This is a genomic window from Marivirga sp., from assembly GCF_051117495.1.
GTDB lineage: Bacteria > Bacteroidota > Bacteroidia > Cytophagales > Cyclobacteriaceae > Marivirga.
This window is the reverse complement of the sequence record NZ_JBNPEF010000004.1, coordinates 1-13,464: the sequence shown is the minus strand read 5'-3', so window position 1 is coordinate 13,464 and position 13,464 is coordinate 1. Positions and strand designations below refer to the sequence as shown.

At 33.9% G+C, this 13,464-nt stretch carries 9 protein-coding genes; 4 read left to right on the top strand and 5 right to left on the bottom strand.

What is annotated here, in order from left to right; translation table 11 throughout:
• Nucleotides 1-13: 13 nt before the first annotated feature.
• The 4 genes from ACFE0M_RS01220 to ACFE0M_RS01205 all read right to left on the bottom strand — a co-directional run bounded on the left by ACFE0M_RS01220 (nucleotide 14) and on the right by ACFE0M_RS01205 (nucleotide 7,434).
• A complete protein-coding gene (locus ACFE0M_RS01220) occupies nucleotides 14-1,342 on the bottom strand; it encodes a M16 family metallopeptidase (RefSeq protein ID WP_434543917.1) in 1,329 nt (442 codons plus the stop codon).
• Between the two features lie 276 nt (nucleotides 1,343-1,618).
• Entirely contained in the window at nucleotides 1,619-3,247 is a 1,629-nt protein-coding gene (gene pruA, locus ACFE0M_RS01215) for an L-glutamate gamma-semialdehyde dehydrogenase (RefSeq protein ID WP_434543916.1), read from the bottom strand.
• A gap of 340 nt (nucleotides 3,248-3,587) precedes the next feature.
• Complete coding sequence (locus ACFE0M_RS01210; RefSeq protein ID WP_434543915.1) at nucleotides 3,588-4,769, bottom strand: hypothetical protein; 1,182 nt, start codon at nucleotides 4,767-4,769, stop codon at nucleotides 3,588-3,590.
• A 22-nt stretch (nucleotides 4,770-4,791) separates the two neighbouring features.
• Nucleotides 4,792-7,434 (bottom strand): hypothetical protein, encoded by a 2,643-nt coding sequence (locus tag ACFE0M_RS01205; protein ID WP_434543914.1) that lies wholly within the window; start codon nucleotides 7,432-7,434, stop codon nucleotides 4,792-4,794.
• 179 nt (nucleotides 7,435-7,613) lie between these two features.
• Here ACFE0M_RS01205 and ACFE0M_RS01200 point away from each other — a divergent pair, with 179 nt between their 5' ends.
• The 3 genes from ACFE0M_RS01200 (at nucleotide 7,614) to ACFE0M_RS01190 (ending at nucleotide 11,250) form a co-directional block, all read left to right on the top strand.
• Nucleotides 7,614-9,149, top strand: a complete 1,536-nt coding sequence (locus tag ACFE0M_RS01200; RefSeq protein ID WP_434543913.1) for a cryptochrome/photolyase family protein — start codon at nucleotides 7,614-7,616, stop codon at nucleotides 9,147-9,149.
• A gap of 217 nt (nucleotides 9,150-9,366) precedes the next feature.
• The gene (locus ACFE0M_RS01195) at nucleotides 9,367-10,071 is read left to right on the top strand and encodes a hypothetical protein (protein ID WP_434543912.1); all 705 of its coding nucleotides are present in this window, start codon (nucleotides 9,367-9,369) and stop codon (nucleotides 10,069-10,071) included.
• A gap of 159 nt (nucleotides 10,072-10,230) precedes the next feature.
• On the top strand, nucleotides 10,231-11,250 hold the full coding sequence (locus ACFE0M_RS01190) for an alkaline phosphatase D family protein (RefSeq protein WP_434543911.1): 1,020 nt from the start codon (nucleotides 10,231-10,233) through the stop codon (nucleotides 11,248-11,250).
• 18 nt (nucleotides 11,251-11,268) lie between these two features.
• On the opposite strand, the gene ACFE0M_RS01185 is transcribed toward ACFE0M_RS01190, so the two are convergent.
• Nucleotides 11,269-12,033, bottom strand: coding sequence for a DUF481 domain-containing protein (locus tag ACFE0M_RS01185; protein ID WP_434543910.1), 765 nt, complete (start codon nucleotides 12,031-12,033; stop codon nucleotides 11,269-11,271).
• Nucleotides 12,034-12,262: 229 nt separating this feature from the next.
• Here ACFE0M_RS01185 and ACFE0M_RS01180 point away from each other — a divergent pair, with 229 nt between their 5' ends.
• Nucleotides 12,263-13,249 carry a bestrophin family protein gene (locus ACFE0M_RS01180; RefSeq protein ID WP_434543909.1) on the top strand — a complete coding sequence of 329 codons (987 nt, stop codon included), beginning with the start codon at nucleotides 12,263-12,265 and terminating at the stop codon, nucleotides 13,247-13,249.
• Nucleotides 13,250-13,464 lie beyond the last annotated feature (215 nt).

The following is a 13,464-nucleotide window of genomic DNA, read 5'->3' as shown; positions in this document are numbered from 1 at the left end:
TTCGTGAAACGAATTATTGGTTTTGTTGAGATTTCGGTAGGTAGTATAATACCACCCTGTTATCCTCAGTAAGATATTCATTAGCTACTCGCTTAATATCCTCTTTGGTCACCTTCATATATCGATCAATTTCTTTATTGATTAAATTGGCATCACCATAATAAACATGGTAGTTGGCTAAACTTTCTGCAATTCCTGCCATTCGACTATTTCCTGAGATAAAGTCGTTTTCCTTTTGGTTTCTGATTTTCTCAAATTCTCGATCTGAAATTAATTCCTCCTGAACTTTCTTGATTTCAGCATCCATAGCATCCTCCAACTCCTTTAAGTCACCGCCTATGGTCGGTAGTCCGAAAAGAAGGTATAAGCCAGGGTCTTCTGAAGAAAATGGAATTGCAGCCACTTGTAATGCTTTTTGTTGCTCATCAACCAATGATTTATACATTCTAGCTGATTGACCACCGGAAAGTGCTGTACTCAACATCTCTAATGCATAAGAATCCTCAGTTCCTTGTGCCGGCATGTGGTAGGCTTGAATTACAGCAGGCAGTTGAATATTGTCATAAATAGTATCACGAACTTCTGCTTTTTGTTCAGGCTCTACTATATTAGGTCTAGGAATTTCTTTCCCACCTCTTGGAATAGGACCAAAATAATCTTTAATCAATTTTTTAGCTTCCTCTATTTCTATATCACCTGCAATGGATAAAGTAGCATTTTCAGGTACATAGAAAGTTTCGTAAAAATCCACGAATTCATCTAAAGAAGCCGCGTTCAAATGCTCTAAAGAACCAATTGGAGTCCATCGATAAGGATGCTCAGTATAGGCTCTCTTCATGATTTCAGGTAAGATGGTTCCATATGGCTGGTTGTCATATCTTTGTCTTTTCTCTTCTTTTACCACTTCACGCTGTGTTTCCACTCCAATTTCTTGGATTTGGGCATGCATCAATCTTTCTGATTCTAACCACAGTCCTAACTTTAATTGATTTGAGGGTAAAACTTCATAGTAATAAGTTCTATCATTTGAAGTATTGGCATTGTTTACACCACCTGCATTGGTAATATATTTGTCGAATTGCCCTCTTTCAATATTTTTTGACCCTTCAAACAATAAATGCTCAAAGAAATGAGCAAAACCTGTTCTTTCTGGATTTTCGTTTTTTGAACCTACATGGTACATCACGGAAACTACCACAATTGGGGTAGTATTATCTTGATGTAAAATCACATGCATTCCATTGTCTAGGTCGAATTCGGTAAACTCGATCTCCTTTTTTTGTGCTATTGAGCCAAAAGCCATCAATAAACACAAAGACCCGATTATAAGTCTTTTCATCATAAGTTGATTGTTTTAATTTGAACTAATTTTGTAAATTATGTGCGAATATAATACAAATATTACATCTAATTGTTGTGGGTAATATTAAATTTTTGAGGTGGTTTTTGATGATGATAAATGGAGATATGTTGGTTTTTAGTTCTTTTAATTTCCTTTGTTATAGAATTGTAATTGTTCAGTGAAAAGCAATGACCGTCCTAAAATAAAAAAGCCTCCGGAACTTATTCCGAAGGCTTATAGTCTAAAGTATAGAATCTAATATCTTGATTCTGAAATTTATTCTCCCATAAATGGGTATTTGTAATCTGTAGGAGTAACAAATGTTTCTTTCACCATTCTAGCTGAGCACCAACGCAATAGGTTTAGTTTAGAACCTGCTTTGTCATTAGTACCTGATTTTCTGGCTCCTCCAAATGGATTTTGATTAACCACCGCACCTGTTGGTTTATCATTTACATAGAAGTTACCAGCAGCTTGACTTAGGCGCTTTGTGGCTCGCTCTATAATATAGCGGTCGTTGCTAAAAATAGCTCCGGTTAAAGCATAAGGAGAAGTTTCATCAACCAAAGTTAATGTTTCTTCAAAATTTTCAGCATCATAAACATATATCGTTACTACAGGGCCAAAGATTTCTTCTCTCATGGTCAGAAACTGTGGGTCTTTTGTAACAATCACGGTCGGTTGGATGAAATAACCTTTTGAATCATCACATTCTCCACCAGCAATAACTTCAGCCACATTACTTTCTTTTGCTGTATCTATATAATATTTGATTTTATCAAATGCTTTTTTGTCAATCACCGCATTAAAGAAGTTATCAAAATCTTCTGGGCCACCCATTTTTATATCCTTGATATCGGCAGTCAAATTTTCTTTTACTTCATCCCAGATATTATTGGCGATATAAACCCTTGAGGCGGCTGAGCATTTTTGCCCTTGGAATTCAAATGCACCTCTGGTGATAGCTGTAGCTACTTGTTTAGGATTAGCAGTTTTGTGAGCTAGGATAAAATCTTTCCCACCGGTTTCCCCAACAATTCTCGGATATGATTTATAAGTTTCAATATTCTCTCCTATAGTTTTCCAAATAGTTTGGAATACTGCAGTACTTCCAGTAAAGTGAATTCCTGCAAATTCGGGATGTTTGAAAATTACCTCACCAGTGGTAGGACCATCTACGTAAATCAAATTAATAACACCATCAGGAACCCCAGCTTCTCTGAAAATTTCCATGATTACGTTGGCGGCATATATTTGAGAGTAAGCAGGCTTCCAAACTACCGTATTCCCCATTAATGCAGCACTTGAAGGCAAGTTACCTGCAATAGCTGTAAAGTTGAATGGAGTTAGGGCGAATACGAATCCTTCCAATGGTCTATATTCCATTCTATTCCAAATTCCATCCGGTGAAAAGGGTTGCTCTTCGTAGATCTCGGTCATGTATTTCACATTAAACCTTAAGAAATCCGCTAACTCACATGCAGAATCAATCTCAGCTTGGTAAGCATTTTTAGATTGCCCCAACATAGTGGCCGCATTGATTTTATCTCTATATGGGCCAGCAATTAAATCGGCCGCTTTTAAAAATACTGCTGCTCTTTGTTGCCAATGTAGATCAGCCCATTCCTGCTTTGCAGCTAATGCAGCCTTTATGGCCTGTTCAACATGTGTAGCATCACCTTCATGAAATTGACCTAATTTATGTTGATGGTCATGAGGTGGGTTTAACGGAAGTGTTTTTCCCGTTCTTACCTCTTCAGCACCAATATACATCGGAACATCAACTTCCTGAGATCTCATTTCTTTTATTTTAGCTTGTAAAGAAGCTCTTTCAGGAGTTCCCGGTGCATAGCTGTTTACCGGTTCGTTTTTCGGGATAGGTACCTTATAAATTGCTGTTGGCATATTTGTAATATTTTAAACTGTAAAAAATAAAAATCTAAAATTAGGTAATTATTTCAGATTGGCTTATCAAATGCATTGAAATTTTACCTTCTAATCTCCCTTACGTTTTTAAAATATTTTGTTTGGATAGTAAGCATTTTTCTCTTTTTATGCTTCCTTTATATGTTGGGTTAACATTCTGATTATCTGATTTTTGTAATTATGTATCTCATATAAGTATTAACTCAAATAAATCATACCTTATGAATGTACGACACTCTTTGGAAACGCCTAAATTCTTTAGCCCAATGTCCGATATTTCCAATCAGAGTTTTGATTTTAAATTTGCTGGTTTTTAAAATTAGTCATTGACTAAATCATATAAATAAAATCTGACAAAATCTTCTTCTTCATTGAAGTTCTCTTTTCTTTGGAACCATAAGCCTTCGTTATTCACTATAAATCCTTCTACGGATGCATTTTTTGGAAATTTAAGATTAGCCTTTTGTTTGAGGGTTTCTTTATCGATAACTAAAATTTGAGCATAATATTTCTCCCTCAGTTTTCTATATCCTAATTGAAAGTCATCAGGATATTGTTCTTTTACTTCATCCACTTCTTGCTGCGGAATACCTGGGCTATAATTAATTATAATATTGTTCCCATAAGTTTCAATTTGTCTGATAGCGGAAATATCTCCTCTGAAAGTGACACTTCCTTTGGCAAATTCATTTAATGGGAAGCCTTCAATGGGTAAATGCTTTTTAACATCCAAATTGATGGCAGTATCTGGTCCTAAACTAAAATCAGGATTTAGTGTGTATCGGTATAAAACTGGCTCTCCGGCAAAAGCTAAATAGAATTTCTCGTTTTCAATATGGGCCACCGGGTCATAATCGGAAGAATAGTAGGCCATGCCGTTTCTGAAAATGCTACTATCAGGAATTTGTCCGATATTGTATGAAGTATCTTTGCCAATTTTTACCATTTCTATCCCTTTGAATTTTTCATAATAGACTTCTTCACCAGGATAGCTATCAAAGTTTCTGAAAGTGTTGAACACCAAAAACTCTTCATCATGAGCTTCTACTATTTTGATATTTCTACCCACAAGGCCAGCCATTATACCAGCATTGCTTGGTGCTGGACTTTTTTGTTTTCGAATTAGCCTTCCATTTGGATCGAAATAGAAAATCCCATTCATTCCATATAAAACTATTTCTTCTGAATTTCTGATAGCTGGTAATCGATACAAAAATCCTGGATTGTCTGGCAAGTCTTCACTTTTAGAAAATCTGCCCAAAATCTTTCCGTCTCGATCGATGGTAATGTATTCCTCTGAAGCCCAATCAAGAAAGAGAATTTTTTCTCCATTTTTACTTACATCTGAAAACAAAGGGTCTGCAAAAATATTGATACTTACAGAATCTTTAATTTTTAATGAAAACTTATTTTGCAGATTGTTTTCATTTGTTGTTTGGTTTTCACAAGAAGATAAAAAAAGCAGGAATATTAAAATTCCTGCAGTCAAAATAGTTTTCATATTTACTGGTTAATTTTTTATTCTATTTACCGTCCCCAAACATATCTTTCAATTTGTTCTTAGCCTTCTTTTTTAATTTTTCTTTTTCCTCTTCTGCTTTTTTCTTAGCTTCTTCTTCGGCTTGTTTTTTCTTTCTTTCTGCTTCTGCTTTTGCACTATCTTTTGCTGCCTGAACTTTACTTTCAGCCTCAGCTTTCAGTTTTTCTTTTTCTTCATTCAGTTTATCAGCTGCTTGTTCTTTTACTGAAGAAGTAACAGAGCCACCTCCTTCAGTGGTGGTTTTTCCGAGCTTTACTTGCGGATCCTTGTAGGTTCCCCCTATATTGAAGTTTAGATTTACTGAACTTCCGACAGCCTCTACATTACTCCCCAATAAATTTGAAATAGCAGTATTAGCGGCTTTCCCCATACTTCCAGTCGGGACATTCATTTTCAGATTATAGGCAATATCCCCAGCTAAGCCGGTACTTCCATCAATGGTAGCATTGTATTTCCCCATTTTCACATCAAAAGGCTTTACATTTAACCTGCCATCTTTAATTTCTGCCTGTACTTTTACATCATTGATTGTTACTTCATTTGTATTGTCTAGTTTGGAAAGTGAAGTAACTCCCTTAATCACTTTGGAGTCTTTAACTGCCGCTTGTGCAATTTTAATAAGACCGCCACCACTTAATGTAGGTAAGTCCGGCATCATTTCTTGTGTTAATAATCCGTTGATGGAGAAATCCGTACTAAATCTTCCTTCCATTTTTTCGGCTATTGGAACAAACTTTTGGAATGTTAGTACATTCTTGAATGTTTCTGGAATACTTAACTGTGCTATGTCTAATCTGAAATCAAATTTCGGTTCATATTCATCCTGACTATTGTAAAGCCCAGTCATTTTGATAGACCCTCCCAACATATCCACTTTCATAGGGTCAAGCGTCAAAATTCCGTCTTTTACCTTTATTTGACCCACAGCATTTTTCATCTCAAAATTATCATATTTTATAGTTTGAGTAGTGGCATCAAAAGTAAAATCAATATTTTTAGGAATCACTACCACTTCCATAGCTGTAGTATCTTCTGTGGTTTCCGCTACATCTTCTTCTGATACACCCATCATTTCGTTAATGTCCAATAAAGTAGAAGTTAATCGCATATTCCCTTTTATGACTGCATTTTCATCAATAGCATAGGCTATATAATTACTCAAACTTCCATTTAAATTAAAATCACTCTTACCGTAATTTCCTTTTAAAGTAGTAAGGTTAATAGACTGTGGATTAAAATCCATAGTGGCATTGGTAATCGTAAAATTAGGAGCATCCTTCTCGGTATAAGAGAAATTTTGCATTGTGAGATTACCTGTAGTTTGAAGTTTGGTGTAATCTTCATTTTCTACATCTACATAAGATCCTTTTGAGTTAATATTGGCCGTAATGATTCCGCCCATTTTGAAATCCTCAGATGGCTCAATTTTGGAGATGATATCTAAATTTAAGGCCCCCTGCATGCTTAAATCCCAAATAGGGGAATCAAAATTATTGACCACAGCGTTTGCAGTAAATCGATCTTTGTCAATAGTTAATCCAAAATTTTTCAACTCCAAAAAACCATCTTTTAAATCTCCTGATTCAGATTTGGCATGCATTTCCATGGCTATTTTTTCGATTGGGAGCGGAACGTCATTTGCTTTAACATAGGCATCTCTAACAATGAAATCTACTGCAAAACCAGGCATTTTTGTATCACTGTAAATCCCTTTTACATATCCTGAAAAATCAAATTCACCCTTTGTTTCCAAATCTTCAAATCCATCTGCATACATTCCAGGGACTAATGACAGAACATTTTTGAATTCGGTATCAGTAGTAGAAAAATTGATGTCCATATCATAATCATCGGTTGGCATAGCAAAATAGCCATCAAAGTTTAGGTGAAAATCATTTAATGTGGCTTTTGCATCCTTAAAAGTGAATTTCCAGTTGTTCATGTCCATTCCAAAAAGCATATCGGCTTTTAAGGTTTTATGGGCAACATATACATCGCCATCATAGGCAAATGAGAAATCTTTGGCAGATGTTTTGGTTTCCATATCAAAGACGGAGAGCGTGAAGTCTCCATTTCCCGTATGGTCAACTCCTAAAAGTGAAATGGCCATATCGTACATTTGGTCATAGTAATTGATTCTTCCGTTTTTGATTTCCCAATGATCAATTCCAAATTTGAATTCTTCATCTGAAGTACTTTCTTCTTCAGCTTCTTCCTCATTGGAAGGATAGGTGATATCATAATTTGCCGCGCCATCTTCCAATACTAAAATATTGATTAAAGGCTCATCAAGCATAATACCTTTTATATTCAATGGTTCTCCTTTTATAATGGCTACTATATCCATCTCAACAGAGAAATCTTTAGCAGAAAAAAGTGTATCTCCTTCAAAAGTGTCTTTCCCAGTGATGGAAAAATCACGAACCCCTAAGGTTAAGTCTGGAAAATTCGATAGAAGCGAAATGCTGATTTTAGAAGGTTCGAAATTGACTTTTGCATTGATTGATTTATCGATTTCCGTCTGAACCGCAGAGACTATTCTATCTTTAAAAAGAACAGGAACCAGAATAATGGTCAGAACAAAAAGTGCGATGATACTGCCTAAGACGATTAATAGCTTTTTCATAAATAAATCTTGATTTTATACTACTGTAAATTTATAAATTATTAACGATAGGAAAAGAATTAGTTATGGTATTCAATTATTATTTTATGAATAATTAAATAAATCATTCTTTAATACAATTAAGGTTCATGTTTAATTAACAATTTCCAAATCATGGAGTTTCTATTCAAATTTCATTTATGAAAAAAACCTTGAGATTAATATTGGGAGATCAGCTTAACCAAAAGCATTCATGGTTTAAAGAGGTAAATCATGATATATTATATGTGATGATGGAGATGCGACAGGAAACGGATTATGTGACGCATCATATTCAAAAAGTGGTGGCTTTTTTCTCAGCCATGCGCGCATTTAAAATTGAAATGCAGGAGAAAGGGCATCAGTTTTTATATTTAGGAATAAATGATGCTAACAATAAGCAATCGTTAAAAGAAAATATCAAAAGAATAATTGAAGAACGTAATATAGAGCATTTTGAATATCTTTTACCCGATGAATATAGGTTAGATGAGCAATTAAAAGCATTGTGTGATGAAATTACTATATCCTCCAGCTCTGTTGATACTGAACATTTTTTGACTCAACGGAATGACATAGCCACCTTTTTTAAGGGCAAAAAACAATTCCTGATGGAAAATTTCTATCGCAAAATGAGAAAAGACCATGATATCCTGATGGAGGGAAAGGAGCCAGTGGGAGGGAAGTGGAATTTTGATCACGATAATCGAAATAAATATAAGGGGGAAGTCCCTATTCCTCCAGCTTATAGTTATAAAAATGATGTTTCTGAGGTAATATCAGATATTAAAAAAGCTAATATCAAAACAATAGGGTTTGTTGATGCTGAAAATTTTCATTGGCCTATTGATAGAAAGCAGGCGCTGCAATTTGCAAGGTATTTTTGTAGAGAGTTATTACCTCATTTCGGTACTTATCAGGATGCTATGCATACTGAAGAAAAGTTTTTATTTCATTCTAGAATCTCCTTTGCACTCAATTCAAAATTAATAGGACCGAAAGAATTGGTCGAAAAAATCATTGAAGCTTGGAAAGAAAATCAAGACAAAATCAATATTGCTCAAGTTGAAGGCTACATTAGGCAGGTAATAGGTTGGCGTGAATATATGCGTGGAATTTATTGGGCGAAAATGCCTGATTATGCAGAAAAGAATTTCTTTGAACATGACCGTAAACTTCCTGATTTTTATTGGACAGGCGAAACCAAAATGAGGTGCATGGAGAAATCCATAAAACAATCATTGTCTGAAGCTTATGCCCATCATATTCAGCGATTGATGGTAACAGGAAATTTCGCACTGCTTAATATGACCGATCCGGATGAAGTGGATCAATGGTATTTAGGAATTTATATTGATGCCATAGAATGGGTGGAAATCACCAACACACGAGGCATGAGCCAATTTGCTGATGGCGGGATTGTAGGCTCCAAGCCTTATCTGTCAAGTGCTAATTATATGCACAAAATGAGTAATTACTGTACTAATTGCCATTATGATCATAAAAAGAAAACGGGTGATAGAGCTTGCCCTTTCAATAGCCTTTATTGGAATTTTTATGACAATCACCGTGATAAATTGGCAAAAAACCAGCGGATTGCCATGATGTATAGAACCTGGGATAAGAAATCCGCGCAAGAAAAAGAAGAATTATTAAAACAAGCCGATTATTATTTAACACATGTTAATGAGTTGTGAAATATCATTTTGTTTAATATAAAAAACTATCAGTTAGATGGTTGAAAAACTTTAAAATCAAGATTTATATTACCTTTTTATTATATTTGTTAATAAATTGTTAACTTTATATAATGTTAATCCGTTATATGTTAACATTTAGGTAATATTGAAATCAATTTTAACACCATATCGCAACTACTTAAATTATGTATTAGGGGGATTATTTTTAATCCTTTTGAACATTAATACTATTTATGCCCAAGATTTTAATCCAAAAAATGAAGAGCTGTTAAAAGATATTGCTTTTATAGCCTCGGTTGATCAATTTGAAAATCATAAGAATTGGAACAGGTTAATTAGAAAATTGGAGCGAAAGTCTGATGCTGATGCTGAATACTTCTTGGAATATCTTTTTTATAAAACTCATCAAAAGCTTTTAAAGAAATACAATAAAGGGACTACTTTCAATAATTTATTAGAAACTGGAAGTTATGATTGTGTTTCTGCGAGTATAACCTATTCCATTTTGCTGAAGTATTTTGATATCGATCATAGTATTATAGAAACCGATTATCATGTATTTATTATCGCTGATATTAATAAGAAAGAATATGTCTTGGAAACCACAGATCCGAGAAATGGATGGATTTCTAATGACAAAGAAATAAAGGAGTTCAAAAGTGATTTTCTACTGGATAATAGTGTAGTTTCTTTAAATCAAAATGAAGCAGTTGGTTCATTAGATTATGGTCAACCAAATTCTAGAACGATTTATAAAGAGATAAGCTTGAGAGAATTAAGTGCATTACAATACTTCAATCAGGGGCTAATTGCTATTCATAATCTGGATTATAAACTTGCCACCAGAAGATTACAACAAGCCTTGAATCTTTACGATTCCGAAAGAATAAATTCTTTATTTAAAATTGTGGCACAGTAATTTTAGGTTCTTTCTTATTGAACTTTATCTAATCCCTTAAGCTTCGGAGGATATTTTTTCATTATGCTTTTCAAATAAATTATTAAAAAGTTAATCTTAAATTAAAGTCTTTTTGAATTAATGCAATAAATTTGCGATATCATTTCAAATTATGAAACTATGCTAAGATTTACTTTATCATTTCTGATCACTCTTTTTATACTTCCTTCTCTTTTTGCCCAAGATCAAAGCTTTGAATTTGATTCGAAAGAGACCTTGACGCTGGCTTTTGGGTCATGTAACCGTCAAAATTTAGAACAGCCATTATGGCAACCCATTATGGATCACAATCCTGATTTATTTATGTTTTTAGGAGATAATATCTATGGTGATACGGATGATATGGAGGTTTTAGAGGAAAAATATGAATTGCAGAAAAACCTTCCGGATTATAGCAAACTAAGAAATGAAATGCCTGTAATTGGAGTGTGGGATGATCATGATTATGGAAAAAATGATGCAGGAAAAGAATATGCATATAAAGAAGAAAGTCAACAATTGTTCTTGGATTTCTTTGATGTGGCTGAGAAAGACCCCAGAAGAGAAAGGGAAGGAGTGTATTCTTCTTATGATTTGAAATGGAATGCACATACTATCAGAGTGATTTTGTTGGATGCGCGATATCATAGAGATGAGTTAGAAAGAAAAAACAGAGTTTATCAAAAGAATGAAAACGGCACTATTCTGGGCAAAGCTCAATGGGATTGGTTGGAAAATGAACTATCAGATGAGGAGGTATCTTTTTACATAATAGCATGTGGTATTCAATTTATTTCTGAAGAACACGCTTATGAGAAATGGGCTAATTTTCCTCAGGAAAGACAAAGACTGTTTGACTTGATAGAAGAAAAGCAACCTAAAGGAGCACTTCTTTTAAGTGGTGATCGGCACATAGCAGAAATTTCTAGATTGCAATTGGAAGGATTGAAATATCCCTTGCTTGATGTTACTTCTAGTGGTCTAACGCATACCTGGAAAGAAGAGCCTAATGAAGCTAATCAGCACAGAATAGGAAAGATGGTCAATGAGCTAAACTATGGATTGGTAAAAATCGAGGAAACAAAAAATGGCTTAAGAGTAATTTCAGAAATAAGAGGTGAAAACCAGGAATTGTTTCAGGTTTTTGGAATGGTATATTGATTAATAGTTGACCTCTGCTTATATGTTTATACTAAAACTGAAGGTTACATTATGGTATAATTTATCTATTGGCACCAAAGGACTTGGATCGTAGATGTTTTGATAAAGTAAGGTTAAACCTAGGTATTTGGTAAGTTTATAAGTTAACCTTGAGCTAATTCCGGCTCGGGGAACATCCAATAGGTTTTGAATGTCATCTTGGTAATAAATACTTAAATCCAATAAGAATTTATCCGATAATCTTTGTTTATAACTAATGTAACTTCCTAAACGAACTAATTCCTTTGTAATTGGAATCGCTGGGTTTGGTATAGTTTCCGAATCAGGTACACCTCTGTAGTCCCAGGTTTCGTATTCATAAAAAGGTCCGATTCCTGCAAAAATTCCTGAATTCTTTTTATAAAGTACTCTCCATCTTAAATTTGCACCAATTGCATATTTCCTGTCCAAACCTCTTATTTCATTCCAATGTGCCTGAAAATAGGGTTCTAAAGCAAAAGGTAGCGTATCTTGAATTCTCCTATATTCGATGTACAAATAACCCCCACTTTCAAAAGTTTCATTCCCAAAGCGGGATAATTCTACTTTGTTGGCTATAGTAAGTGCATTATGGTTAAATAGAACTGAAAAATCGGCTGTATTTTCAAATTTTATCAAGTCTTCTTTTAGGTTTTGATACTGGAAGCTCGGGACGATATTTCCTTTCACATGCTTTGTGGTATCCAAAATCACTGCAAAATTTTCGTAATGAAGAATTTGACCGAATGCTGATTTAAAAAACATCAGTAGAATAATTGATATAGATAATTTAAGCATAAAATTTCTGGCTATCAGTTGTATTTTTTAATATAGGAAAAATTTATAAACCGTGAACTCATAATAAGCCTAATTTTTTAGTATTGACTTAAAAATTTAGCGTGATTTAGGATGTTGGTTTGGGATTTTGAAAGAGGGGTGTATTTATTGAAAATTATTTCTAAGTTTATGAGGTATAAAATCAAATAAATAATTTATGTATGTCAATAAAAATTATGGTTTTTGGATGACCTTCAGATGGTCTTACAAACCTTTTTTGTTCGGATTTCTTTATGCTTTGATAATTTCTTTTTTGGCTTATGTTTTTAATTTGAGCTTTAATTTACCTTGGCAACCCTTAAGTGTAATTGGAATTGCCGTAGCATTTTACCTGGGTTTTAAAAATAACAGTTCTTATGACAGAACATGGGAAGCAAGAAAAATTTGGGGCGAGATTGTAAATAATAGTAGATCATTCGGAGCTGCTGTTTGCAGTTTTGTGAGTGGAGTTAACTCAGAGGCTATTAAAAAGGAATTAATATATAGACATATTGCATGGCTGACTGCTTTGCGCTACCAATTAAGGTTAAGCAAGGAATGGGAGCATAAAGGTATGAGGTTAAATAAGCTTTTTAATGCTACAGTTTGCGATTCCTATATTCATCAACTGGATGGAGAACTTTTGAAATTTATATCTCAGGAAGAATTGGCTAAATATAATAAAATTACTAATGTAGCTACCCAAATCATAAGAGAGCAATCTGAAAGACTGCAAGAATTAAGAGATCAAAATCATTTTGAGGATTTTCGACATATGGAGTTTCACCATTTGATAAGTGAATTTTACAATGGACAAGGTAAATCTGAAAGGATCAAAACATTCCCTTTTCCAAGACAATATGCCTCTACTGCTTTATGGCTGACTTTTGTTTTTGCTTTTTTAGTACCATTTGGAATGTTGGATATCTTTAAAAATATGGCTGAATGGATGTATTGGATTTCACCATTATTGTCGGCTCTTGTGATTTGGGTATTTTTCTTAATGGAAAAGATCGGAGACTATTCTGAAAATCCATTTGAGGGGACTTATAATGATGTACCGATAACAGCAATTTCAAGAACTATAGAAATTGATTTGAGGGAAATGATTAATGACGAAGGTATTCCTGAACCAGCAAAAGCAGAAAATGGGTTTTTGTTGTAAAAGATTTGATAGCCAATCTTATTGTCAATGCTGTTAAATTAAGAAATATTTGCACTTTCTAATATTTTCGCTTTAGCGAAAAATCCTTTTGTTCTCTTTTGTTACTCGTATGTTTGATTCAGTTTACCAGCAACGAAATAATAGATAAATTTGGCAAAAAACAAGGAAAGGGTAGGAATAGCATTTTGTGTGAGATAACAGTTTTGTATATCGGA

What these genes read in the sequence shown, in the direction of transcription:
- ACFE0M_RS01190 (WP_434543911.1), top strand. Translation starts at nt 10,231, where the DNA reads ATGCTAAGATTTACTTTATCATTTCTGATCACTCTTTTTATACTTCCT.
- ACFE0M_RS01220 (WP_434543917.1), bottom strand. Translation starts at nt 1,342, where the DNA reads ATGATGAAAAGACTTATAATCGGGTCTTTGTGTTTATTGATGGCTTTT.
- ACFE0M_RS01185 (WP_434543910.1), bottom strand. Translation starts at nt 12,033, where the DNA reads ATGTTTTTTAAATCAGCATTCGGTCAAATTCTTCATTACGAAAATTTT.
- ACFE0M_RS01210 (WP_434543915.1), bottom strand. Translation starts at nt 4,769, where the DNA reads ATGAAAACTATTTTGACTGCAGGAATTTTAATATTCCTGCTTTTTTTA.
- ACFE0M_RS01205 (WP_434543914.1), bottom strand. Translation starts at nt 7,434, where the DNA reads ATGAAAAAGCTATTAATCGTCTTAGGCAGTATCATCGCACTTTTTGTT.
- pruA (WP_434543916.1), bottom strand. Translation starts at nt 3,247, where the DNA reads ATGCCAACAGCAATTTATAAGGTACCTATCCCGAAAAACGAACCGGTA.
- ACFE0M_RS01200 (WP_434543913.1), top strand. Translation starts at nt 7,614, where the DNA reads ATGAAAAAAACCTTGAGATTAATATTGGGAGATCAGCTTAACCAAAAG.
- ACFE0M_RS01180 (WP_434543909.1), top strand. Translation starts at nt 12,263, where the DNA reads ATGTATGTCAATAAAAATTATGGTTTTTGGATGACCTTCAGATGGTCT.